Below are 22,649 nucleotides of genomic sequence, written 5' to 3' on the forward strand. Positions count from 1 at the left end.
GGCGATGTGAGGGTGCAAAGAAGCGCGTGTTGCCGCATCGAGAAGGCGGAGATTATTTATTCCGCGTACAAACGAAGCGGCGTGCGGCATCCGGTCGTCCTGGTGTCGTCAGGCATGACCATCCAGTGTGTACGGACCGCTTCGGTGCCGTGCGTCGGGTCGGCGCACGGACGTACCGCAGCGCCGACCCGGCGTCGGTCAGGCCGGCCGGCTCGTCGCGGCGGCCCGGATGCCGTCGAGGCCGAGCAGCGCGGTGGCGGCGGTGCTGGGATGCCGGCCACCCGCGGTCGCCACGGCGAGCTGCCAGTGCGGCGGGTCGGTGAGCGGCACGAAGCGCGCGGCGGTCCGCTTGCCCCGGAAGACCTGGGGAACGACGGCGACGCCGAGCCCGTGACCGACCAGGTCGAGCAACCAGTGCACGTCGTTGACCTCGAACGCGACGCGCCGCTCCACCCCGGCGGCGGCCATCGCCTGGTCGACGGCATCGCGGCTGATCCAGCCTGGGGAGAAGTCGACGAACGTCTCGCCCGGCAACTCCCGCAGGTCGACTGCGGTGCGGTCGCGCAGCGGATGGGTCGGCCCGCAGGTCAGCACCAGCGGCTCGGCCCGGAACGGAGCCAACGCGACGCCGGGCACCGCGCTCGCGGGCGCGGAGACGAACGCCAGGTCGAGGTCGCCGGTGCGGACCCGTTCGATCAGGTCGGGTGAGCCACCCTGGCGCAACCGGATCTCGACACCGGGGTGGGCGGCGTGGAACCGGGCCAACGTCGCCGCGAGGTCGACCGCGCCGAGGCACTGGAGGGTGCCGATGGCGAGCGTGCCGCGCAGCAGTCCGCGTACGGCGGCGACCGCGTCCTTGGCGGCGGCCACGTTGGCCAGGGCGTGCCGGGCCTGGGTGAGCAGCGCCCGCCCCTCGTCGGTCAGCTCCACGCTGCGGGTGTTGCGGACGAAGAGGCTGGCACCCAGCTCACGTTCCAGCGAGCGGATGGACGTGGAGAGGCCGGACTGCGCCACGTGCAGACGCTCGGCGGCGCGGGTGAAGTGCCGTTCCTCGGCGACCGCCACGAAGTACTCGAGCTGGCGCAACTCCACGATTCATCACCGTCACCGATTGCCGGAATCAGATTCTTCTGTTGGACAGCTTAGCTATCGGGGTAGAAGGTGGAATCCGGGCGTTGCGGGCCACCCGCCCGCCCGCCAACCGCACTGCTTCGAGGAGGAGCCTGTATGCAGACCCGCCGTATCGGTGACGTCGCCGTCGGCGCGATCGGCCTCGGCGCCATGCCGATGTCGATCGAGGGCCGCCCCGACGAACAGCGTTCGATCGCCACCATCCATGCCGCGCTGGACGCCGGGGTCACGCTGATCGACACCGCGGACGCCTATCACCTGGGCCCCGCCGACGCCGGTCACAACGAGTCGTTGATCGCCAACGCCGTGGCGAGCTACGGCGGCGACACGTCCGACGTGCTGATCGCCACGAAGGGCGGCCACGTACGCCCCGGCGACGGCCTCTGGACGCTGAACGGCAGGCCCGAGCACCTCCGGGACGCCGTCGAGTCGTCGCTCAAGCGGCTCGGGGTCGAGGCGATCGGCCTCTACCAGTTCCACCGCCCCGACCCGAACACCCCGTACGCGGACTCCATTGGCGCCCTGCGGGACCTGCTCGACGCCGGCAAGATCCGGATGGCCGGCATCTCCAACGCCGACCCCGACCAGATCAGGCAGGCCAACGAGATCCTCGGCGGCCGACTGGTCAGCGTGCAGAACCAGTTCTCGCCCGCCTTCCGGTCCAGCGAACCGGAGCTGGCGCTCTGCGCCGAGCTCGGCATCGCGTTCCTGCCCTGGAGTCCTCTCGGCGGCATCTCCAACGCCGCCGAACTGGGTTCCCGGTTCGCGGTCTTCGCCGAGGTCGCCGGGGAGCGCGGCGTCAGTCCGCAACAGGTCTGCCTGGCCTGGATGCTGGCGAAGGCGCCCACGGTGATCCCGATCCCCGGTTCGTCGCGCCCGGAGACGATCCGGGACTCGGTCGGCGCGGCCGACCTGGAACTCTCGACCGAGGAACTGGCCCGCCTCGACGCGGCCTGACCGACCGGCATCCGCGAGCCCCTCCTCCGACCCCGGTCTGGAGGACGGGGCTCGCGGCCGGTGCGCGACTGCCATCGACCGTCTACTATCGACGGTGATCAGCCGGTGCCGGGAGGTCGCCATGCGCAGGTCGATGCCGTGCCTCGTCGCCGTCTCCGGCCTGCTGGCCGGGCTGGCTCTGGCGGTCGTGCCGGACAGCGCCCGTCCTTCGACGGCTGCCGGCAGCGTGACGGCCGCCGACGATCTGGCGGCCTCCTGGACCGGCCCGTTGAGCACCCGCGGCCGGTACGTGGTCGACGCCCACGGCAACCGCTTCAAGCTCAGGTCCGGCAACTGGCACGGCGCCAGCGGCACCTGGACCGGCAGCGGCGACCGCGCCGACCCGGCCACCCACCACGCCGGGGAGATGGCCGACCAGATCCCGATCGGTCTGGACCGCGCCCCGATGGCCGAGATCGTCGCCGGCTTCCACGAACTCGGCCTCAACAGCATCCGCCTGCCGTTCTCCAACGAGATGATCCGCGACACCCGCCCGGTGCCGGACGCCGCCGTCCGCGCCAACCCGCACCTGCGCGGCCGGACCCCGATCCAGGTGTACGACGAGACGGTCCGGACGCTGACCGCCGAGGGATTCGCGGTCATCCTCAACAACCACACCAACACCTCGCGCTGGTGCTGTGGCGTCGACGGCAACGAACGCTGGAACGCCAGCCAGAGCACCGCCCAGTGGGAGCAGGACTGGCTCCTGATGGCCCGCCGGTACGCCGGCAACCCCCGGGTCGTCGGCGCCGACCTCTACAACGAGGTACGCCGCACCGTCCTCGACGACCCGAACTGGGGACTCGGCGACCGGCACGACTGGCACGCCGCCGCCCAGCGGGTCGGTGACCGGATCCTCACCGAGGCCAACCCCCACCTGCTGATCATCATCGAGGGCATCAACTGGTACGGCCTGCCGGTGGACGGATTCCCGCACGGGCGCCCCACCCTCGAACCGGTCGGCCGGCTCTCGCACACCCTGGTGCGCTCCCACAAACTGGTCTACTCGGCGCACTTCTACGGCTACACCGGCCCGAACCACAGCGGTGCCACCGGCATCGGCGAGACCAGCGACCCCCGCTACCAGGACCTCACCCGCGACCAGCTCGTGGAGACCGTACGGCGGCAGGCGACGTACGTGGCGCTCGACGCCGACCGGCACTTCACCGCACCGGTCTGGATCAGCGAGTTCGGCGTCGGCGGCCGGGACAATACCAACCAGCGATCCCGGGACTGGTTCCACCACTTCGTCGACCACCTGATCGCCACCGACGCCGACTTCGCGTACTGGCCCCTGGTCGGCTGGCACGACAACCGGCGGGGCAACGGTTGGGCGCTGCTGCACTGGGACGCCGCCGGTCACCGGATGGGCCTCTACGACGGCGACGACTGGCGGGCCGACGCGTGGCGTCGCCTGGTCACCGGTGGCCGGACCGGTCCGGTCACCCCGGTACGGGAGTGGTCGATGCTGACCCTCGACCACACCGACCTGAACCAATCAGTGCGGATGCGTGCCGCCCCGGACTGGGACTCCGGCGCCCGCAAGGCGGTCTGCCCCGACGACCAGCGGCTCATCGGCCTGAGCCGCACCGGCAACCGGGGCCTGTGCACCGACGCCCCGGACACCGGCGGCCACGTGGTGGTCCGCGACGAGTCGCACGTCGACGTCGACTGGGCCTCCGGCTTCACCAAGCTGCAATGCCCGCCGCACAAGACCGTCGTCGGGTACGCCGTCCGTGGCGCCAACCTGTCGTCCGTGCTCTGCCGCGACGCGGGCACCGCCGTCGGTGGCACCCGCCGGACGGTCTGGTTCGACCGTGGCGACAACCGCCCACCCGGCAATCCCGGCGGCGACTTCGCCAACGGCCACCACAAGGGACAGTGCGCCGTCGGTGAACACCTCGTCGGCGTCGCCTACCGCGCCTGGATCTGGTCACCCGGCAAGGAACCCGACGCCCTGCTGTGCCGTAGCTGACCTGAGGTTCGCGGCTCGGGCCACCCCGAGGGTGACGGCCAGCGAGACGACCGTCGCGGGCGCGTCGGGATGGCGGATCGTGTCGGCGAGAATGTCCCGAGATGCGGGCCGGTCACGTACCTCAGCGTTGATCGGGTCGCGCCGTAGCGCACCTGCCGGTGAACTCCTGCCAGTCGGCCGACGGCGGCTGCTGACGATCCGTCCACGCCGCTCAGCTCGAAAGAGCCCACACCTGAGATGGCTGGCTTCGCGATCGCCGTTGACGCTTCCATCCGTCTTGCCGGTCTGTCGGATGAAGCGCCTGATGTGGCGGGTGGGTAGATCTGTTTGTCGCTCCAGCAGCAACAAATCTACCCACCTTCGCGGGCTCGCCCCGCCTCGCGCGCCCACGCCCACACTCTGCGCCGGCGAGATGTTAGGAAGGGTCCCCTGCTATGCACCAGGCGTTAGCAGGGGACCCTTCCTTGCACGAATGCGCGCCGGAGGTACCAGCGCGAGTCAGCGGCGGTCTAGTTCCGACTGGAGGCGTTGCAGGAGGGTCTTGCGGGCCTTGCCGCCGCGTTCGCGTCGCAGCGCCGCCCGGAGCTGGTTCTTGTCCAGCCCAGGTACGAGTCGACTGGCTTCGGGAACCGTCAGTTCGGTGAGCCGCTCGGCCGAGGTGGCGGACCGGCCTCGGGGCGAGGTCGCCTCCTTGCGGGCACGTTTGGCGGGTCCGGTGTTGGCGACGAACTGGCGACCGGTTCGCGACGCCTGTCGCTTCTTGGTCTCGGTGTCGCGCTTCTGCTCGTCCGAGAGCTTTTCCCACGCCTTCTTCGGCAGGTATCGCGCCGTTTCGTCACCCTTGCGGGCCCGGGTGGAGCCGGTGCTGGTCTGCCACTTCTCCGCACCCCAGCGCTCCAACGACCGTTGCCGTGAGTCCTTCGGCCCCAGGAAGCCGCCGCCGCGCCGCTCGTACTCCTTGGTGAGCAGTTGCGACTTGCGGGCCGACCACTGACCGGGCCGGCCGCCCCGGTCGGAGGCCATGATCTCGGCCTTGATCTGCTCCCGGAGTTCCGGTTTCGTGTACCGCGCCATGCCGGGTCGTTACCCGAACGCGGCCCTGGTGAACGTGGCCGTCGGGGTCGGGCCTCGGCGGCGGCGGGGCGACTCGCCGGCCTCTGCCATGCTTGGCAGGGTGACGACCGGCCATCCCCGCACCCATCGTCGTACCCGCCGTCCCTGGCGACTCCTGCTCGCGCTCGGTGCCGTCGCGGCCCTGGGCGCGGCCGCCTACGTGGTGGTGCCGCAACTGCTGCCGCCGGGACCGCGCCCGTTGTTCCAGATGCCGGTGGGCTGCGGCGAGACGTGGCAGGTGGGCACCTACCCCGGCCACGGCGAGTACGACGTCGACTTCTTCCCGCTCCAGGGCGAGCAGTGGGGGCAGCCGGTGCTCGCCTCGTACGCGGGCACCGTCACGGTGTCCGGCATCAACGGGTCGCTGGGTGGGCGTACACCGGAGAATCCGGAGGGTCCCCGGGGCCGGGGCGGCGGCTACTGGGTGAAGATCGACCACGGCGGTCGGTGGGAGACGCAGTATCTGCACCTGCTCGAACCGCCGCTGGTGGAGGAGGGGCAGCGGGTCGCGCAGGGTGAGCAGATCGGGCGGATCGGCAGCACCGGCAACTCGGGCGCTCCGCACCTGCACTACGAGCAGCGGGTGGGCTGGCAGAAGGTGGAGACCTGGTTCGACGGTGTGCCGTCCGGCATCACCAGCGACGACGCCGAGTTCACGATGAAGCTGACCAGCAACAACTGCCCCGACGGGCAGCCCTGAGTCAGCGGCGAGGACGACAGTGTCGGACCCCTCTGCTGGGATACCGGCATGGGTGTTCTGTACGACTACTTTCGCGCGGCCGACGACGCCGCGGCGGTGCGGCTGATGGCGGAGATCGCCGGCGGGCCGGTGGCTCTCGCCGGCGGGCGGCCCGGTGTCGACGCGATCGACTGCAAGGGCATCGACCCGTCGGTGACGCTGGGCGAGTTGGTGGCTCTCGTGCGCAATGAGGCGGACGTCGACGACCCGGTGAAGGACCGGCTGGTGTGGAGCGGGGCCGAGGACGGCCCCTGGTTGACCGCGCTCGACGACGCGACCCGGGACACGCTGGCGTCGATCACCGCCGACCAGACGCCCGAGTTGTCCGCGCGATGGGGACGCAGCGAGGAACTCGCCTGGGACGGGCCGCTTCCCGACGACCAGATGCAGCCGGTGATCGAGGAGGTCAGCGCGCTCGCCCGACGGGCCCGGGACGCCGACGAACACCTCTACTGCTGGTCCTGCCTCTGACCCTGCCGCCGTACGCGTCCTGCCGTCACGGCCGTTTGCGGTTAGCGTGAGGTCCAGGAGGGAGCCGGCGGAACCACGTCCTGCCAGATATACCCCGATTTATGTTGACAATCGCCGGAGAGCAGGCCAGACTCGCCAAAATCTTTCAGTAGTAGCCGGGAAAGAATCCAGGGGAGGACCATGTCCAGCACCAGATTCCGGTTGGCCGGCGCCACCTTCACCCTGATGCTCGTCGCAGTCGCGGGCTGCACCACGGGCGAGGGGGTCGACGTCGACGGGGCCGACGGGGCGAGCGCGGGCGGTGTCCTCAACGCTGCCATCGGTGGCGAACCCGACCAGCTCGACCCGCACAAGACCTCCGCCTACTACAGCTTCCAGGTCCTGGAGAACGTCTACGACACCCTGGTCGAGCCGGACGCGAACCTGGAGATGCAACCCGCGCTGGCCACTGAGTGGACCACCAGCGACGACCAGCTCACCTGGACGTTCACGCTCCGCGAGGGAGTCACGTTCTCCGACGGGTCGCCACTGACCGCCGAGGACGTCGTCTACTCGTACACCCGGATCATCGACGAGAAGCTGAACACCGCGTACAAATTCTCCACCGTGACGTCGGTGACCGCGCCCGATCCCACCACGGTGGTCATCGCGCTGACCGCGCCCACCCCGAACCTGCTCGCCAACCTGGGCGGCTTCAAGGGTGTGGCGATCGTGCAGAAGGCCAACATCGAGTCCGGTGAGGTGACCACCAAGCCGGTCGGCAGCGGTCCCTTCGCGATCGGCTCCTACACCAGTGGCGACAGCATCCGGCTGGTCCGCAACGACAACTACTGGGGCGAGAAGCCCAAGGTGGACGGGGTGAACTTCACCTTCGTCAGCGACCCCACCGTGGCCCTGCAGAACCTGCGTGGCGGCGAGGTCCACTGGACCGACAACCTGCCGCCGCAGCAGGTGCCCGCGCTGCTCGACGCCGACGACCTGACGGTGCGCTCGGTGCCGTCCACCGACTACTGGTACCTCGCCCTCAACCAGGCCCGTAAGCCGTTCGACAACGTCGCCGTGCGCCGGGCGATCGCCTTCGCCCTGGACCGGGAGGCGATCACCAAGGCCGCCAAGTTCGGGCTGGCCACGGTCAACCAGACCGCCATCCCGCAGAACAGTGCCTACCACTACGAGTACGCGCCGTACACGCACGATGTGAACCAGGCCCGGCAACTGCTCGACCAGGCCGGTGTCAGCGGGTTGACCCTGGACCTGATGGTCACCACCGAGTACCCGGAAACCGTCACCGCCGCACAGGTGATCGCCTCCCAGTTGGCGGGAGTCGGCGTCACCGTCAAGATCCGTACGCTGGACTTCGCGCAGTGGCTCGACGAGCAGGGCAACGGCAACTTCGACGCGTTCATGCTCGGCTGGCTGGGCAACATCGACCCGGACGAGTTCTACTACGCCCAGCACCACAGTGGCGGCACCTTCAACTTCCACAAGTACGCCAACCCCACCGTGGACCGGCTTCTCGACCAGGCCCGCACCGAGACCGACCAGGGCGCCCGCAAGCAGCGGTACGAGCAGGTGGCCAAGCAGATCGTCGACGACGCCAGCTACATCTACCTCTACAACCCGGACGTGGCACAGGGCTGGTCCAGCGGTCTGACCGGCTACGAGGTACGCACCGACCGGGCGATCCGGTTCCGCGACGCGGCGCTGGCGAAGTGACCGGGGCGGGGACCGCAGGTGGCCCGCTTCGTGATCCGCCGGCTGGTGCAGTCCGGCGTCGTGCTGATCGGCGTGACCCTCGTGGTGTTCCTGCTGATCCAACTGGTGCCGGGTGACCCGGTACGCGTCGCGCTCGGCACCCGTTTCGACCAGGAGACGTACGACGCGCTGCGGGCCCGTTCCGGGCTGGACCAGCCGCTGGTCCCGCAGTACTTCGACTACCTCTTCCGGGCGCTGACCGGCGACCTCGGCGTCAGTTTCCGCAGTGGCCGGCCGGTCACCGCGATCCTGCTGGAACGGCTGCCGGCGACACTGTCGCTGGCGCTCACCGCGGTGCTGTTCGCGGTGCTCGTGGCGTTCCCGCTCGGGATCGTCTCGGCCATCCGCAGCGGCTCGCTGGTCGACCACGCGGTCCGCGTGTTCAGCCAGTTCGGTGTCTCGGTGCCGGACTTCTGGATGGGCATCATGGGCATCCTGCTCTTCGCCGGGGTGCTGGGATGGTTCCCACCGTCGGGGTACGTGGCGCTGACCGAGGACCCGGCGCGGTGGGCCTCGCACGTGGTCCTGCCGGCCGCCACGATCGGCCTGGTCACCGCCTCGATCCTGACCCGCTTCATCCGCTCGTCGATGCTGGAGGTGCTCTCCGAGGACTACGTCCGCACCGCCGAGGCGAAGGGGCTGCGGGCCCGGGTGGTGGTGCTGCGGCACGTCCTGCGCAACGCGCTCATCCCGGTGGTGACCGTGGTGGCGGTGCAACTGGCCAGTCTGCTCGGCGGGGTGATCGTGATCGAGGTGCTGTTCGCCTGGCCCGGCATCGGCCGGCTCACCTTCGACGCGGTCCGGGCCCGTGACTACCCGGTGTTGCAGGGCGCGGTGCTGCTGGTCGCGGCCCTGTTCCTGTTGGTGAACCTGCTGGTGGACGTCCTCTACGCCCGCCTCGACCCGAGGATCAGGGTCCGATGAGCGGGCGGCTCGGACGCCTCGTCCCGCCCTGGGCCGGCGTCCGTTCGCGGGGATCCGGCGGCGACGGGCAGGTACGCCGCGCGCTGTCCGCGCTGTGGCGTGATCCGCTGGCTCTGAGCGGCAGCGCGGTGCTCGTCGTGCTGGTCGTGGTGGGGGTGGCCGGTCCCTGGCTGGCACCGTCGGGCATCAACGACGTGGACACCGACCGGATGCTCCAGGCGCCGAGTTGGTCGCATCCGTTCGGCACCGACGAGTTGGGCCGGGACGTGCTCAGCCGGGTGATGGTCGCGGCCCGGGTGTCGCTCCAGGTGGGGCTGGTCAGCGTCGGCATCGCCCTGGCGGTCGGGGTGACCCTCGGGCTGCTCGCCGGCTACTACGGCGGCTGGCTGGACAACGTCCTGATGCGGTGCATGGACGTGGTGTTCGCGTTCCCGGTGCTGCTGCTCGCGGTGGCGATCGTGGCCGTGCTCGGCCCCGGCCTGCTCACCGCGATGATCGCGATCGGGGTGGTCTACACGCCGATCTTCGCCCGGGTGACCAGAGCCGGGGTGCTCTCGGTGCGTGAGCAGGTCTTCGTCCGGGCGGCGGTCTCCATCGGGGCGTCGGACCTGCGCATCATGGGTCAGCACGTCCTGCCCAACATCGCGGCGCCGTTGATCGTGCAGACCTCGCTGTCGTTGGCGTTCGCGATCCTCTCCGAGGCGGCGCTCTCCTTCCTCGGTCTCGGCGTGCAGCCGCCGGAACCGGCCTGGGGGCGGATGCTCGACGACGGCCGGGAGTTCGTCACCGACGCGTGGTGGCTCGGTGTCTTCCCCGGTGCCGCCATCTTCCTCACCGTCCTGGCGTTCAACCTGGTCGGCGACGCGCTGCGGGACGTGCTGGACCCCCGCCAGCTCACCGTCGCCGAAGCCCGAAGGAAGGTGACATGAGCGAGCGGGTGGTGCTGCGGATCGAGGATCTCACCGTGACGATCGGGACCCGCCGGGGGCCCGCGCGGGCGGTCGTCGGGGTGGACTGGTCGGTTCGGGCGGGGGAGACCCTGGCCCTGGTGGGTGAGTCGGGTTCCGGCAAGAGCATGAGCGTGTTGGCCGCGACCGGGCTCGCGCCGCGCTCTGCCCGGGTGACCGGGCGCGTGCACCTGCTGGGTACGGAACTCACCGGGCTGCGGGAGTCGGAGCGCCGTCGGTTGCGTGGGCGGCACGTGGGCTTCGTGTTCCAGGATCCGATGACGTCGCTCAACCCGGTGTTGACGGTGGGTCGGCAGGTCGCCGAGGCGAGCGAGGAGCATCTCGGCCTGAGTCGGCGGGCCGCCCGCACGCGCGCCGTCGAGCTGCTCGACCTGGTCGGGATCCCGTCGGCGGCGCGGCGGGTGGACGCGTACCCGCACCAGTTCTCCGGCGGTATGCGGCAGCGGGTGGTGATCGCGATGGCGTTGTCCTGCGAGCCGGACCTGCTGATCGCCGACGAGCCGACCACCGCGTTGGACGTCACCACGCAGGCGCAGATCGTCGAGCTGGTGGCGGACCTGCGGCGACGACTCGGTACGGCGGTCGTCTGGATCACCCATGACCTGGGCGTGGTCGCCGGCATCGCGGACAGGGTGGCGGTCATGTACGCCGGTCGCATCGTGGAGCAGGGGCCGGTCGAGGCGGTCTTCGGCCGGCCGGCGCACCCGTACACCAGCGCCCTGCTGGCGGCGCGGCCGGACCCGGCGGCGGGCGGCGGCGAACTGGTCACCATCCGGGGTGCCCCGCCGAGTCCGCTGGACCTGCCGCCCGGGTGTGCCTTCTGGCCCCGCTGTCCGGTGCGGGGTGAGGCCCGCTGCGAGCACGAGCCGCCGCCGTTGGTGCCGGTGTCGGCGGGGCACGACGTCCGTACGTTCTATCCGCACCGGCACGACGGGGAGGCCCGATGACCGCCGAGCGGACCGAGCCGCACCTGACCGGCGACCAGCCCGGCGAGCCGGCCGACGTGGTCGCCGCCCTCGACGACCTGACGGTGTGGTTCCCCACCCCGGCGGGTGTGGTCCGCGCGGTGGACGGGGTGTCGCTGCGGGTACGCCGAGGCGAGACATTGGGGCTGGTGGGCGAGTCGGGCAGCGGCAAGTCGACCACCGGGTTGGCGTTGCTGCGGTTGGTCGACCCGACCTCGGGCACGGTGCGGGTGGCCGGGCAGGACGTGACCCACTGGTCGCGGCGGCGGTTGCGGGCGCTGCGTCGCCGGGTGGCCATGGTCTTCCAGGATCCGCAGGCGTCTCTCGATCCTCGTCGTACGGTGGGCGCGAGCATCGCCGAACCGCTGGTGGTGCATCGGCTCACCGATCGGGGTGCCGCGCGGCGGCAGCGGGTGGCGGAACTGCTCGACATGGTCGGGTTGCGTCGGGACCTCGCCGACCGGCATCCGCACGAGCTCTCCGGCGGCCAGCGGCAGCGGGTCGGCATCGCCCGCGCCCTGGCCGGCGAGCCCGACCTGATCGTGTTGGACGAGCCGATCGCCTCGCTCGACCTCAGCGTGCAGGCGCAGATCATGAACCTGCTGCGGGGGCTGCAACGGGATCTGGGGTTGACCTATCTGTTCATCGCGCACGACCTGGCCGCCGTGGAGCACATGAGCGACCGGATGGCGGTGATGTACCTGGGGCGGATCGTGGAGTCCGGTACGCCGGCCCGGATCTGGCAGCAGCCCGCCCATCCGTACACTGCGGCGCTGCTGTCGGCGATCCCGGTGGCGGATCCGCAGGTCGAGCGGGCCCGTCGGCGGATCATCCTCAGCGGCGACATCCCCAGCCCGGTGGACCCGCCGACGGGTTGCCGCTTCCGGACCCGGTGCCCGCAGGCCAGGTCGGACTGCGCCCGGACCGATCCGCCGCCGGTCGAGGTCGTCCCGGGGCACCGGGCCGCCTGTCTCTTCGCCGGGGAGGCGGTACGCGCGATGCGCGGCGAGTAGCCCGTCGGGCCCGACACCTTGACGCGCCGCCCCTAACTGTCCACCATTCCTATATGTTTGATGGATTATGTAGGGCGCTGGTGGGGTGACGTGTACGTCTCAGCGCGATCGGACTACGCCGTACGGGCGATGCTGGCGGTGGCCGAGCGCCACCCGGCGGTGGTGAAGGCGGCGGTGCTGGCCGCGAATCAGGACATCCCGTACTCGTTCCTCCAGGGCATCCTGCTGGACCTGCGCCGGGCCGGCCTGCTGCACAGTCTGCGCGGCGCGGACGGCGGGTACGCGTTGACCCGCGCGCCGGAGGGGATCACCGTGGGTGACGTGCTGCGCGCCACCGGCGGGGCGTTGACGACGGTCCGTGGCGCGCCCGCCGACGTCGCCACCTATCACGGCGTGGCCGCCGGGCTGGGGGAGGTGTGGTTGTCGGTGCATCGGGCGATCGAGGACGTGGTCGACCACACCACGCTGGCCGACCTGCTCGCGCCGGCGGTCGGGCTGGCGCGCGACGTCGTTGATCGGCCGCCCCGGGTGGCGTGACGGATCGGTGCGTCGAGCCGGTCGGACAGCCCCTCTGGGCAAGGCTTGAAAACCTGTCGAGTTAGTGGGATATTCGGTGCGCGGTCGGCGCAGGCGATCAGGCCTGCCGCGTCCGATGTGGAGTCGGGCGCGACGGGGGATCGTCGCCGTGCCGGCCGGGCATCGGCGCCCGGTCCGTGACCGCCTCCACCACTGTTTCGGTACACGACAGCTCAAAACGGGCATATTCCCTATCTAATCGGTCGGATTTATATAGTGCGGTCACGCACTGGAGGAGGACGGGTTCCGATGAGGCACCGGATCAGAGCGGCCATCGCTCTCGCCATGGTCACCGGCGTGGCGCTGTCGGGCTGCGGCGGCGGTGACGCGGCCGGCGGCAGCTCCGCCACGTTGAGCATCGTCGGCTTCGCGGTACCCGAGGCGGCCAACAAGGCCATCGCCGCCGAGTGGAACAAGACCGAGGCGGGCGAGGGGGTCCGGTTCCGGACCTCGTACGGCGCCTCCGGCGACCAGAGCCGCGCCGTGGTGGCCGGCCTGAAGACCGACTACGTGCACTTCTCGGTGAGCAGTGACGTGACCCGTCTGGTCGACGCCGGACTGGTCGAGGAAACCTGGGACGACGGCCCGACCAAGGGCATCGTCTCGTCGTCGGTGGTGGTGCTCGCGGTCCGTGAGGGCAACCCGAAGAACATCCAGGGCTGGGACGACCTGATCAAGCCCGGCATCGGCATCGTCACCCCGAACCCGGCGTCCTCGGGTGCCGCCCGGTGGAACGCCCTGGCCGCCTGGGGCCACATCGCCGCGAACGGCGGCACGGACGCCCAGGCGCAGGAGTACGTGACCAAGCTCTTCGGCAACGTCGTGTCGCTGCCGAACAGCGGACGGGACGCCACCACCACGTTCCTCGGTGGCACCGGTGACGTCCTGCTCGCGTACGAGAACGAGACGATCCTCGCCCGGCAGAACGGCGAGAAGCTGGACTGGGTCCTGCCGGAGACCACCATGCTGATCGAGAACCCGGGCGCGATCCTCAAGGACGCCGACCCCAAGGCGAAGGAGTGGCTGGACTTCGTGCTCGGTCCGCAGGGGCAGCGGCAGTTCGCGCTGACCGGCTTCCGGCCGATCATCGACGGCGTCGACACCAGCGGCGTCGAGGGCGCGATCGACCCGAACAACCCGTTCCCGGCCCCGCAGAAGCTGCTGACCGTGGAGAAGGACTTCGAGAGCTGGTCGGCGCTGTCGGAGAAGTTCTTCGACGAGAGTGACGGCATCGTGACCAAGATCATCGCGGCCTCCGGGAAGGCCAAGTGACCTCGGCGACCCTGGTTCCGGACCGGCCGGCGGGCAACCGCCGGTCGGCCCGGGCCGGCCTCCCGCTCACCTGGGTCTCCGGCCTCGGGCTCGGCGTGGCGATGGTCTGGTTCAGCCTGCTGGTCCTCATCCCGCTCGCCGCCGTCGTGGTGACCGCCAGCGAGGGCGGCTGGGGCGGGTTCTGGCGGACGGTGACCAACGAGCAGACCGCCGCCACCCTCCGGTTGACCATCGGCACCGCGCTGCTCGTCACACTGGTCAACGTCGTGATGGGCACGCTGATCGCCTGGGTGCTGGTGCGTGACCGGTTCTTCGGCAAGCGGGCGCTGGAGATCCTCATCGACGTCCCGTTCGCCCTGCCGACGATCGTCGCGGGCCTGGTGCTGCTGTCGCTGTACGGGCCGGACAGCCCGCTCGGCGTCAACATCGCCAACACCCGGATCGCGGTCTTCCTCGCCTTCCTCTTCGTCACGCTGCCGTTCATCGTGCGCACCGTGCAACCGGTGCTCTCCGAACTGGACCCGGACGCGGAGGAGGCGGCGGCGTCGCTGGGCGCGAGCCGGTTCACCACCTTCCGGCGGATCATCCTGCCCAGTCTCACGCCGGCCATCGCGGCGGGCGCCACCCTGTCGTTCGCCCGGGCCGTCGGCGAGTACGGCTCACTGGTCCTGCTCTCCGGCAACCTGCCGATGCGGACCGAGGTGGCCTCGGTCCGCATCCTCAGCAGCATCGAGAACGACAATCCCGACAGCGCGGCAGCGGTCGCCGTGGTGCTGCTGGCCGTGTCGTTGGCCGTCATCGTCGTACTCGACGTCATTCAGCGGAGGGTGATGCGCCGTGGCTGAACACCGCACCGTCGCGCGGAACCGCGTCGGCCGCCGTCCCGGCCGGTACGTCCTGCGGTTCGTCGTGACGGCGTACCTCTTCTTCCTGGTGGCCTGGCCGTTGTACCTGGTCGGACGGAACGCGTTCGCCGACGGCTTCGTCAACCTCAACGACATCCTGACCGACCCCGACGTGACCCACGCGTTGCAACTCACCGTGCTGGTCGCGGTCGTCGCGGTGGTCATCAACACCGTCTTCGGCGTCGGCATCTCGCTCCTGCTGGTCCGCTACGACTTCCCCGGCAAACGGACGCTGAACGCCCTGCTCGACATGCCGTTGTCGGTGTCGCCGATCGTCGTCGGCCTCGCGTTGATCCTGGTCTACGGCGGCCGGGAGGGCTGGTTCGGCCCGACACTCGAAGCAGCCGGATTCCAGATCATCTTCGCCGTGCCGGGCATGGTGATGGCCACCGTGTTCGTGGCGCTCCCGCTGGTCATCCGGGAGGTCGTCCCGGTCCTCCAGGAGGTCGGCGACGAGCAGGAACAGGCCGCCCGCAGTCTCGGCGCGAACGCCGTGCAGACGTTCCGCCGGATCACGCTGCCGGCGATCAAGTGGGGCGTGATCTACGGCGTCGTGCTCAGCCTGGCCCGCTCGCTCGGTGAGTTCGGCGCGGTCAAGATCGTCTCCGGCAACGTGCTCGGCGCGACCCGGACGGCCACCCTCGTGGTCGAGGAGAAGTACCTGAACTTCGACAAGGGCGGCTCGTACGCCACCGCCTTCCTCCTCGCCCTCGTCGCCGTGGCCTGCATCATCGTCGTATCCGTCCTCAGGCCGAAGGAAGACCGTTGAGCATCGAGATTTCCCAGGTCGGTAAGCGTTTCGGAGACTTCGTCGCGCTCGACGACGTGTCGGTCAGCATCCCCGCCGGTCGGCTCACGGCGCTGCTCGGTCCCTCCGGCGGCGGAAAGTCCACGCTGCTGCGGATCGTCGCGGGACTGGAACGCGCCGACACCGGGCGGGTCGAGATCGACGGTGTGGACGCCACCCACCTGCCGCCGCAGAAGCGCAACGTCGGGTTCGTGTTCCAGCACTACGCGGCGTTCAAGCACCTGACCGTCCGACGCAACGTGGCCTTCGGGCTGGAGATCCGCAAGCGTGCCAAGGACGAGATCACCCGCCGGGTCGACGAGCTGTTGGCACTCGTCCATCTCGGACAGTTCGCCGAACGGCTGCCGTCGCAGCTCTCCGGCGGCCAGCGTCAGCGGATGGCGCTGGCCCGCGCGCTGGCCGTCGAGCCCACGGTGCTGCTGCTCGACGAGCCGTTCGGTGCACTGGACGCGAAGGTCCGCAAGGAACTGCGTGACTGGCTGCGTCGCCTGCACGACGAGGTGCACGTCACCACCGTCTTCGTCACCCACGACCAGGAGGAGGCCCTGGAGGTCGCCGACGAGATCGTGGTGATCAACGAGGGCCGGGTGGAGCAGATCGGCTCGCCCGACGACCTGTACGACCGCCCGGCCAACGAGTTCGTGATGCGCTTCCTCGGCCCGGTCACCCAGCTCGGCGACGAACTGGTGCGCCCGCACGACCTCCAGCTCTCCGCCGACGGCGCGGACAGCGCCGGCGTGGTCGGCCGGGTCACCCGGGTCACCCGGATCGGCTTCGAGATCCGGGTCGAGGTCACGACCTCCGGCGGCCAGCCGGTGATCGTGACCCTCACCCGCAACGAGTTCCACGCGCTCGGGATCCAGGTCGACTCGCCGGTGCGGATCCGCATCACCCCGGGCAGCCCCACCACCACGGTCACCGCGCCCACCCAGCGCTCGGAGGAACCGACCCTCGCACCCTCGCACTAGCAAGCGCCTCGTCGGCCCCGACGCACACCGCGCACGATCGTGCCCGACGCGACCGACGCGCACCGCGCACGACGCGCGCGCAAGATCATGCTCGATCCCGGATCGAGTGGCCTTCCCGCGACCATGAGGCCACTCGATCCGGGATCGAGTGCTGTCCGGGCCGGCGGTGTCCCGGAACGGCGGCGTGGTCCGGTCGGACGGCGAGATTGACGTCGGGCGCCGGTGAGGGCGAGACTAACCCTATTCAACCGATAGGATTCGCGGTCTTCGGTGGGAAGGTGGTCGACGGGATGACGCGTGTGATCCGGACGGACGAGGAGGCCGTCGAGGTCGCCCGGAAACTGGCGGCCGTCCTCGCCGACGAGGCCGGAGTCCGAGACCGGGAGCGTCGACTGCCCGAGGCCGAGGTGGCCGAGCTCTCCGCCTCCGGTCTGCTGGGCATCACGGTGCCTGCCGAGTTCGGTGGTGCCGAGGTCTCGGTCGCCACGCTGACCGAGGTGTTCCGGACGCTGGCGGCGGCCGATGCCAGCCTCGCCCAGATCCCGCACAGCCACGTCGTCTTCCTCCAGGCGCTGCGCCTGCAGGGCACCGAGGAGCAGCAACGGCGCTACTTCGCCGCCGCGCTGGCCGGGCAGCGCTTCGCCAACGCCCAGTCCGAGCGCGGCGGGCGGACCGTCGCCGACGACGCCACCACGCTGCGCCGCCGGGCCGACGGCGGGTACGTGCTGGACGGCGAGAAGTTCTACTGCACCGGTGCGCTGTTCGCCGACTGGATCGTGGTCCGCGCCGTACTGGCCGACCCGGCCGAGCCCGGCGGTCCCGCGGCTCCCGACGGTCCCGCTGCGTCCGGCGGCCCGGGTGCGTCCGGCGGCCCACCGTTGAAGATGCTGGCCTACCTGCCCCGGGACACTTCGGGGGTGACCGTGCGCGACGACTGGGACGGTATGGGGCAGCGCACCACCGCCAGCGGGACGGTGCTGCTGGCGCAGGTGGCGGTGGACGAGACGCAGGTGGTGCCGTACACGCCGATCTTCGGTGCGGCGACCACCTACGGCGCGCGCGCCCAGGTGCTGCACGCCGCGCTGGACACCGGGATCGCCCGGGGCGCGCTGGACGCCGCGGTGGCGCAGGTGGCCCGGGCCCGGCCGTGGTTCGAGTCCGGTGTCGACCGGGCCGCCGACGAGCCGCTGCTCATCCAGCAGGCCGGCGAGCTGGAGATCCTGGTACGCGGCGCGGAGGCGCTGCTGCGGGAGGCGGCGACCGCGATCGACGCGGCCGAGGCGGACCTGACCGACGACAGTACGGCGCGCGCCTCGGTGGCGACCGCCGTGGCGAAGGTGGCCGGTGCCCGCGCCTCGGTGGAGGTCTCCTCGGCCATGTTCGATCTCGGTGGCACCCGCTCCGCCGCCGATGCGCTGAACCTGTCCCGGTACTGGCGCGACGCGCGCACCCACACGCTGCACGATCCGGCCCGGTGGAAGGTCCAGCACGTCGGTCGCTGGCTGCTCGACGGCACCCCGCCGCCGCGTCACGGCCAGCTCTGACCGGAGCGGCGCGTCGTCGGCGGGACGGTGGGTCACCCGGTCACGTCCAGGCCGCGAGGAAGCGTCGTTCCACGAGCCCGAGCAGGGTGTCGGCGAGCTTGCCCAGCACCGCCAGCAACACGATGGCGAGCAGGATCACGTCGGTGCGGCCCGTGTTCTGGCTGTCGATGAGCAGGAAGCCCAGCCCCATCGAGGAAGCGATCAGCTCGGCCGCGACCAGGAAGAGCCAGGACTGCGCCATGGCCAGGCGCAGCCCGGCCAGCACCGGCGGCGTGGCGGCGGGCAGCAGCACCGTGCCGAGCAGCCGTACGCCGGAGCGGCCGTACGCCCGGCCCACCTCGACCAGGTGCGGGTCGACGTGCCGGAGCGCGGCGGCCACGGTGGTGAAGACCGGGAAGAACGCCCCGATCGCGACCAGGGTGATCTTCGGGGTCTCACCGATGCCGAACCAGAGCAGCAGCAGCGGCACCCAGGCCAGTGACGGGATGGCGCGGACCGCCTGGATGGTCGGGCCGACCAGCGAGCGGGCCGCCCGGGAGAGCCCCACCAGGGCGCCCAGCACCAGTCCCGCGACGGATCCGGCGGTGAACCCGAGGAGGACCCGCTGCACGCTGATCGCCAGGTGCTGCCACAGCTCACCCCGGACGAGGAGTTCCCGCAGTGCCAGCAGCACGTCGTACGGCGGCGGCAGTTGCGCCCGCGAGTAGCCGCCGGAGGTGGCCAGCAGGTGCCAGCCGACGAGCAGCGCCACCGGGAGCAGCAGGCCGGCGGCGGCGTACCCCACCCGGGCGGTCCAGCTCTGGCCGGGACCGGCGGTGGCCGGAGCCGGCGGCTCGGCCGGGCGGGCCGGTGGCGGCTGCACCGCCACCGGACTGCCCGCGCTCACGGCTGCGCCCGCGCCTGGGCGAAGCGGGGCTCGAAGATGCTGTCCAGTGCCGCGCGGGCCTCGGCGTCGGTGCGGACGTTGCCGTCGGCGACCAGGATGGGCAGCACCCGTTCGAAGACCTGCCGTTGCGCCGCCCCCGGCACCGGGTCGACGTCGAACCGGGTCCGTTCGGCGAGCACCACCCGGGCGACGGCGGGGGAGACCTGCGACTCGCGGGCCAGCAGCTCCACCGCCTGGTCCGGGTGCGCGACGATCCACTGGCGAGCCCGCTCGTAGGCGTTCACCACCCGCTGCACCAGCTCGGGGTGGGTGGAGACGAACTCCTCGCGGGCGTTGAGCACGCCGTAGGTGTTGAAGGCGACGTTGCGGTAGAGCAGGGTGGAACCGGCGTCGACCTGGGTCTGCGCCATGTGCGGGTCGAGGCCGGCCCAGGCGTCCACGTCGCCGCGCTCCAGCGCGGTCTTGCCGTCGGCGTGCTGGAGGTTGACCACGGTGACGTCGCCCGGCGTCAGCCCGGCCTCGTCGAGCGCCTGCAACAGGAAGAAGTACGGGTCGGTGCCCTTCGTCGCGGCGACCCTGCGTCCCTTGAGCTGTGCGACCGAGGTGATCGGGGAACCCTTGGCGACCACGACCGCGGCCCATTCGGGCTGGCTGAACACGCCGACGGTCTTGATCGGCGAACCGTTGGCCCGGGCCACCAGGGCGGCGACACCGGCGGTCGAGCCGACGTCGAGCGCGCCGGCGCGCAGGTTCTCGTTGGCCTTGTTGCTGCCGGCGGACTGCAACCAGCTCACCGACACGCCCTCGTCGGCCAACTCCTCCTCCAACCAGCGCTGCTCGCGCAGCACCAGGCTCGCCGGGTTCCAGTACGCGTAGTCCAGACGCAACCGGGTCGTGCCGTCGGCCGCCGAGCCGCCGCTGTCCTCCCCGGCGACACAGCCGGTGAGCAGCAGGGCGGCGGCCAGCACGACGGCGACTGTCTTCCTCATGAACTCCTGCTTCCTTCGGGGGCGACGCCGAGACGGTCGAGTAGGTCGGTGCGCAGGGCGGCCGAGGCCGGCGAGCCGAGGTCGCGGGGCCGCACCCCGGGTACGGCGGTGACGTGCTGGACGGTCGATCCCCGTCCGGCCGGACCGGCGGGGCCGAGCACGACGATCCGGTCGGCCAGCCGCAGCGCCTCGTCGACGTCGTGGGTGACCAGCAGCACCGTGCTGCCGGCGGCGCGTTGCACCTGGCCGACCAGGTCCTGCATGCGCATCCGGGTGAGCGCGTCGAGGGCGGCGAACGGCTCGTCGAGCAGCAGGACGCCGGGTCGCCGGGCGAGTGCCCGGGCGAGCGCGGTGCGCTGGGCCATCCCGCCGGAGACCTGCCGGGGGCGGTGTTCGGTGAAGTCGCCCAGCCCCACCAGTTCCAGCCAGGCCCGGACGTCGGCGCGGGCGGTCGTCCGGTCATGGCCGGGTGCGAGACCGAAGGCCACGTTGCCGGCCAGCGTCCGCCACGGCAGCAGGCGCGGATCCTGGAAGACCATCGCGGTGCGGGCCGCCACCCCGCGCACCGCTCGACCGTCCACGGTGATCTCCCCGGCACTCGGCCGGTCCAGTCCGCCGACGAGGCGCAGCAGTGTCGACTTGCCGCACCCGGAGGCGCCGAGCAGCGCGACCACCTCACCGGCCTCGATCCGCAGGGTGACGTCGTCCAGCACCCGGTGCGTGCCGCGACGGCCGGTGAAGGCGCGCCCCACCTGGCGCATCGAGACGGGTGCGGGTGCCGTGTGCAGCCCCGGCGCGAGTCGCGCGGCGCTCGTCGACATGCCACCTCCTTGCCTCGTCCGGTGGGTCGGCTCACAATACCCATATAACCAACCGGATGAGTAGGGTATATCTCGGGCGGGCCGGGAGGGTGGCTCCCGAAGGCAGGCGTCGCGCCCGGGTGGGACGCCGTCCACCTGGGCCTCCGCCGGGTCTCGGGTGGTTGCCGACGGAGGATCGACGTGAGGGGAGTGGCCTGTGAACGCGGTCACTGGCAGGGTGACGGTGTGGACACCCCGCGCTACCGTCCTGGCGCCGATCGGGCAGCCGCACCCGGCGACCCGGCACCTCCCGCGTACCCGGTCGCCCGAGGCGGTCGGGCCGATGCCGGCCGAATCCATCCCCGACGGAGGGAACCCGACATGACCCGTCCCCACCCGCTTCCGGCGGCGACCCCCGACGTGCCCGAGGCCGCCGAGGCGCAGGTCGACGCCTTCACCCTCGAATGGCGCGAGTGGCACCGCCGCCACGAGGAGACCCTGGCCGCCCCGCACGGCTTCCTCGCCGTGACCGGGCTGCACTGGCTCACCGACCGCCCCGAGCGCGTCGCGGACCTGCCCGGACGGTGGCACACCGGTGCGGACGGCGTGGTGGTCGACCTCTCCGACGGTGAGGAACTCCTCGTCGACGGAGAGCCGGTGACCGGTCGCCACGAGTTCGGCCCGATCCCGGAGCGCGGCGGCGTCACCGTCGGATTCGACGGCGGCGTGCTGGAGATCGCCCGTCGGGGTGGGTACGACATCCTGCGTCCACGCCGCCCCGACCACCCACTGCGGACCGCCTTCCGGGGCACCCCGACGTACCCGCCGACGACCCGCTGGGTCCTGTCCGGACGGTTCGTCCCCTTCGACAGCCCCCGGCCGACCACCGTCGGCGCCGCCGTCGAAGGACTCCAGCACGTCTACGACGCCCCCGGCACGATCGAGTTCACCGTGGACGGTGTGCCGCTGCGTCTGACCGCCTTCAACGGCTGGTCGCCGGGAAGCCTGTCGGTGCTGTTCACCGACGAGACCTCCGGCGTGACCACGTACGCCGCCAACCGGGCCCTGAGCGTCGACCCGCCCGACGAGCAGGGCCGGGTCACCGTGGACTTCAACCGCGCCACCAACCTGCCCTGCGCGTACACCGACTTCGCCACCTGCCCCCTGCCGCCGGCGGAGAACCGGCTGCCGGTCGCCGTCGAGGCCGGCGAGCAGATCCCGTACGAGCGGCGGGCGGACGGCGTGCCCCCACCGCAGCACAGCACCCCCGGGAGGAACTCGTGACACCCCCCACCGACGACCAGCCGCCCCTCGACGCCGAGACCGATGAGATCCGGACCCTGCTGCGGCACCAGGCCAGCACGGTCACGGTGGTGACCGCCCCGGGGACACCGGCGGTCGGGTTCACCGCCACCTCCTTCACGTCGGTGTCGTTGTCGCCGCCGGTCGTGTCGTTCTGCCTCCACCTCGGCTCGTCCAGTTGGCCCACGGTCGCCGCCGCCCGGCACGTCGGCGTCCACCTGCTCGCCCACCACCAGCAGGACCTCGCCCGCACGTTCGCCACCAGCGGCATCGACCGGTTCGCCGCGCCGACCCGGTGGCAGGCCGGCCCCGAGGGCGTACCGATCCTCGACGACACCCTCGCCTGGCTGCTGTGCCGGGTGATCGACCGGGTGACGGTCGGCAGCCACGCCATCGTGCTGGCCGAACCGGAACTGGTGCACAGCCCGGCCGCCGGATCGCCGCTGCTCTACCACCGGGGCCGCTACACCGGTCTGGTGCCCGGCAACGACGGCTGGGCCGGGCCGGTCGCGGCCTGACCATCGGCGCCGGACCCCGCGCCCGCGCCGT

At 71.3% G+C, this 22,649-nt stretch carries 22 protein-coding genes; 17 read left to right on the forward strand and 5 right to left on the reverse strand.

Annotated features, from left to right (window positions below; translation table 11 throughout):
- Nucleotides 1–198: 198 nt before the first annotated feature.
- Nucleotides 199–1,092: a LysR family transcriptional regulator gene (locus tag ABZ738_RS17260; RefSeq protein ID WP_131052150.1), complete on the reverse strand. Its 894-nt coding sequence runs from the start codon at nucleotides 1,090–1,092 to the stop codon at nucleotides 199–201.
- Nucleotides 1,093–1,227: 135 nt separating this feature from the next.
- On the opposite strand from ABZ738_RS17260, the gene ABZ738_RS17265 reads away from it, so the two are divergent.
- Complete coding sequence (locus ABZ738_RS17265) at nucleotides 1,228–2,088, forward strand: aldo/keto reductase (protein ID WP_131052151.1); 861 nt, start codon at nucleotides 1,228–1,230, stop codon at nucleotides 2,086–2,088.
- Between the two features lie 121 nt (nucleotides 2,089–2,209).
- Complete coding sequence (locus ABZ738_RS17270) at nucleotides 2,210–4,102, forward strand: cellulase family glycosylhydrolase (protein WP_357214286.1); 1,893 nt, start codon at nucleotides 2,210–2,212, stop codon at nucleotides 4,100–4,102.
- A 498-nt stretch (nucleotides 4,103–4,600) separates the two neighbouring features.
- Here ABZ738_RS17270 and ABZ738_RS17275 read toward each other — a convergent pair whose 3' ends face one another.
- The gene (locus tag ABZ738_RS17275) at nucleotides 4,601–5,176 is read right to left on the reverse strand and encodes a DUF5872 domain-containing protein (RefSeq protein WP_176093817.1); all 576 of its coding nucleotides are present in this window, start codon (nucleotides 5,174–5,176) and stop codon (nucleotides 4,601–4,603) included.
- 100 nt (nucleotides 5,177–5,276) lie between these two features.
- Here ABZ738_RS17275 and ABZ738_RS17280 point away from each other — a divergent pair, with 100 nt between their 5' ends.
- From ABZ738_RS17280 to ABZ738_RS17340, 13 genes are all read left to right on the forward strand, one after another.
- Nucleotides 5,277–5,915: a M23 family metallopeptidase gene (locus ABZ738_RS17280; RefSeq protein WP_236145633.1), complete on the forward strand. Its 639-nt coding sequence runs from the start codon at nucleotides 5,277–5,279 to the stop codon at nucleotides 5,913–5,915.
- A 48-nt stretch (nucleotides 5,916–5,963) separates the two neighbouring features.
- The gene (locus ABZ738_RS17285; RefSeq protein ID WP_357214289.1) at nucleotides 5,964–6,425 is read left to right on the forward strand and encodes a hypothetical protein; all 462 of its coding nucleotides are present in this window, start codon (nucleotides 5,964–5,966) and stop codon (nucleotides 6,423–6,425) included.
- Between the two features lie 180 nt (nucleotides 6,426–6,605).
- On the forward strand, nucleotides 6,606–8,141 hold the full coding sequence (locus ABZ738_RS17290) for an ABC transporter substrate-binding protein (RefSeq protein ID WP_357214292.1): 1,536 nt from the start codon (nucleotides 6,606–6,608) through the stop codon (nucleotides 8,139–8,141).
- An 18-nt stretch (nucleotides 8,142–8,159) separates the two neighbouring features.
- Nucleotides 8,160–9,104, forward strand: coding sequence for an ABC transporter permease (locus ABZ738_RS17295; RefSeq protein ID WP_131052158.1), 945 nt, complete (start codon nucleotides 8,160–8,162; stop codon nucleotides 9,102–9,104).
- Nucleotides 9,101–10,033: an ABC transporter permease gene (locus ABZ738_RS17300; RefSeq protein WP_357214295.1), complete on the forward strand. Its 933-nt coding sequence runs from the start codon at nucleotides 9,101–9,103 to the stop codon at nucleotides 10,031–10,033. The genes ABZ738_RS17295 and ABZ738_RS17300 overlap by 4 nt, the downstream gene beginning before the upstream one ends.
- Nucleotides 10,030–11,019, forward strand: coding sequence for an ABC transporter ATP-binding protein (locus ABZ738_RS17305; protein ID WP_357214298.1), 990 nt, complete (start codon nucleotides 10,030–10,032; stop codon nucleotides 11,017–11,019). The genes ABZ738_RS17300 and ABZ738_RS17305 overlap by 4 nt, the downstream gene beginning before the upstream one ends.
- On the forward strand, nucleotides 11,016–12,050 hold the full coding sequence (locus tag ABZ738_RS17310; protein WP_357214301.1) for an ABC transporter ATP-binding protein: 1,035 nt from the start codon (nucleotides 11,016–11,018) through the stop codon (nucleotides 12,048–12,050). The genes ABZ738_RS17305 and ABZ738_RS17310 overlap by 4 nt, the downstream gene beginning before the upstream one ends.
- Nucleotides 12,051–12,140: 90 nt before the next feature.
- Nucleotides 12,141–12,587 (forward strand): Rrf2 family transcriptional regulator, encoded by a 447-nt coding sequence (locus ABZ738_RS17315; RefSeq protein ID WP_131052169.1) that lies wholly within the window; start codon nucleotides 12,141–12,143, stop codon nucleotides 12,585–12,587.
- Nucleotides 12,588–12,875: 288 nt separating this feature from the next.
- Nucleotides 12,876–13,898, forward strand: a complete 1,023-nt coding sequence (locus ABZ738_RS17320) for a sulfate ABC transporter substrate-binding protein (RefSeq protein WP_131052161.1) — start codon at nucleotides 12,876–12,878, stop codon at nucleotides 13,896–13,898.
- Nucleotides 13,895–14,743 (forward strand): sulfate ABC transporter permease subunit CysT, encoded by an 849-nt coding sequence (cysT, locus tag ABZ738_RS17325; protein ID WP_131052162.1) that lies wholly within the window; start codon nucleotides 13,895–13,897, stop codon nucleotides 14,741–14,743. The genes ABZ738_RS17320 and cysT overlap by 4 nt, the downstream gene beginning before the upstream one ends.
- Nucleotides 14,736–15,572: a sulfate ABC transporter permease subunit gene (locus tag ABZ738_RS17330; RefSeq protein ID WP_131052163.1), complete on the forward strand. Its 837-nt coding sequence runs from the start codon at nucleotides 14,736–14,738 to the stop codon at nucleotides 15,570–15,572. The genes cysT and ABZ738_RS17330 overlap by 8 nt, the downstream gene beginning before the upstream one ends.
- Nucleotides 15,569–16,579, forward strand: coding sequence for a TOBE-like domain-containing protein (locus ABZ738_RS17335; RefSeq protein WP_131052164.1), 1,011 nt, complete (start codon nucleotides 15,569–15,571; stop codon nucleotides 16,577–16,579). The genes ABZ738_RS17330 and ABZ738_RS17335 overlap by 4 nt, the downstream gene beginning before the upstream one ends.
- A 290-nt stretch (nucleotides 16,580–16,869) precedes the next feature.
- Nucleotides 16,870–18,123: an acyl-CoA dehydrogenase family protein gene (locus ABZ738_RS17340; RefSeq protein ID WP_357214307.1), complete on the forward strand. Its 1,254-nt coding sequence runs from the start codon at nucleotides 16,870–16,872 to the stop codon at nucleotides 18,121–18,123.
- A gap of 40 nt (nucleotides 18,124–18,163) precedes the next feature.
- Here ABZ738_RS17340 and ABZ738_RS17345 read toward each other — a convergent pair whose 3' ends face one another.
- Genes ABZ738_RS17345 through ABZ738_RS17355 form a run of 3 tightly spaced genes read right to left on the reverse strand, consistent with a single transcriptional unit; the run spans nucleotide 18,164 to nucleotide 20,819 of the window.
- Nucleotides 18,164–19,009 carry an ABC transporter permease gene (locus ABZ738_RS17345; RefSeq protein WP_357214310.1) on the reverse strand — a complete coding sequence of 282 codons (846 nt, stop codon included), beginning with the start codon at nucleotides 19,007–19,009 and terminating at the stop codon, nucleotides 18,164–18,166.
- On the reverse strand, nucleotides 19,006–19,998 hold the full coding sequence (locus ABZ738_RS17350) for an aliphatic sulfonate ABC transporter substrate-binding protein (protein ID WP_131053709.1): 993 nt from the start codon (nucleotides 19,996–19,998) through the stop codon (nucleotides 19,006–19,008). The genes ABZ738_RS17345 and ABZ738_RS17350 overlap by 4 nt, the downstream gene beginning before the upstream one ends.
- Nucleotides 19,995–20,819 carry an ABC transporter ATP-binding protein gene (locus tag ABZ738_RS17355; RefSeq protein WP_357214314.1) on the reverse strand — a complete coding sequence of 275 codons (825 nt, stop codon included), beginning with the start codon at nucleotides 20,817–20,819 and terminating at the stop codon, nucleotides 19,995–19,997. Before ABZ738_RS17355 ends, ABZ738_RS17350 begins: the two co-directional genes overlap by 4 nt.
- A gap of 360 nt (nucleotides 20,820–21,179) precedes the next feature.
- Between ABZ738_RS17355 and ABZ738_RS17360 the strand changes: the two genes are divergently transcribed.
- Together ABZ738_RS17360 and ABZ738_RS17365 are read left to right on the forward strand one after the other, a co-directional pair.
- Nucleotides 21,180–22,082, forward strand: coding sequence for a DUF1684 domain-containing protein (locus ABZ738_RS17360; protein ID WP_131053707.1), 903 nt, complete (start codon nucleotides 21,180–21,182; stop codon nucleotides 22,080–22,082).
- Complete coding sequence (locus ABZ738_RS17365) at nucleotides 22,079–22,618, forward strand: flavin reductase family protein (protein WP_176093824.1); 540 nt, start codon at nucleotides 22,079–22,081, stop codon at nucleotides 22,616–22,618. The genes ABZ738_RS17360 and ABZ738_RS17365 overlap by 4 nt, the downstream gene beginning before the upstream one ends.
- The last annotated feature ends 31 nt before the right edge of the window (nucleotides 22,619–22,649 follow it).

It is taken from the genome of Micromonospora sp. NPDC047793, from assembly GCF_040642635.1.
Classification (GTDB): domain Bacteria; phylum Actinomycetota; class Actinomycetes; order Mycobacteriales; family Micromonosporaceae; genus Micromonospora.

Coding starts and splice junctions, on each gene's coding strand:
- ABZ738_RS17265 (WP_131052151.1), top strand. CDS start 1,228: ATGCAGACCCGCCGTATCGGTGACGTCGCCGTCGGCGCGATCGGCCTC.
- ABZ738_RS17270 (WP_357214286.1), top strand. CDS start 2,210: ATGCGCAGGTCGATGCCGTGCCTCGTCGCCGTCTCCGGCCTGCTGGCC.
- ABZ738_RS17275 (WP_176093817.1), bottom strand. CDS start 5,176: ATGGCGCGGTACACGAAACCGGAACTCCGGGAGCAGATCAAGGCCGAG.
- ABZ738_RS17285 (WP_357214289.1), top strand. CDS start 5,964: ATGGGTGTTCTGTACGACTACTTTCGCGCGGCCGACGACGCCGCGGCG.
- ABZ738_RS17290 (WP_357214292.1), top strand. CDS start 6,606: ATGTCCAGCACCAGATTCCGGTTGGCCGGCGCCACCTTCACCCTGATG.
- ABZ738_RS17300 (WP_357214295.1), top strand. CDS start 9,101: ATGAGCGGGCGGCTCGGACGCCTCGTCCCGCCCTGGGCCGGCGTCCGT.
- ABZ738_RS17305 (WP_357214298.1), top strand. CDS start 10,030: ATGAGCGAGCGGGTGGTGCTGCGGATCGAGGATCTCACCGTGACGATC.
- ABZ738_RS17310 (WP_357214301.1), top strand. CDS start 11,016: ATGACCGCCGAGCGGACCGAGCCGCACCTGACCGGCGACCAGCCCGGC.
- ABZ738_RS17320 (WP_131052161.1), top strand. CDS start 12,876: ATGAGGCACCGGATCAGAGCGGCCATCGCTCTCGCCATGGTCACCGGC.
- ABZ738_RS17340 (WP_357214307.1), top strand. CDS start 16,870: ATGACGCGTGTGATCCGGACGGACGAGGAGGCCGTCGAGGTCGCCCGG.
- ABZ738_RS17350 (WP_131053709.1), bottom strand. CDS start 19,998: ATGAGGAAGACAGTCGCCGTCGTGCTGGCCGCCGCCCTGCTGCTCACC.
- ABZ738_RS17355 (WP_357214314.1), bottom strand. CDS start 20,819: ATGTCGACGAGCGCCGCGCGACTCGCGCCGGGGCTGCACACGGCACCC.
- ABZ738_RS17360 (WP_131053707.1), top strand. CDS start 21,180: ATGACCCGTCCCCACCCGCTTCCGGCGGCGACCCCCGACGTGCCCGAG.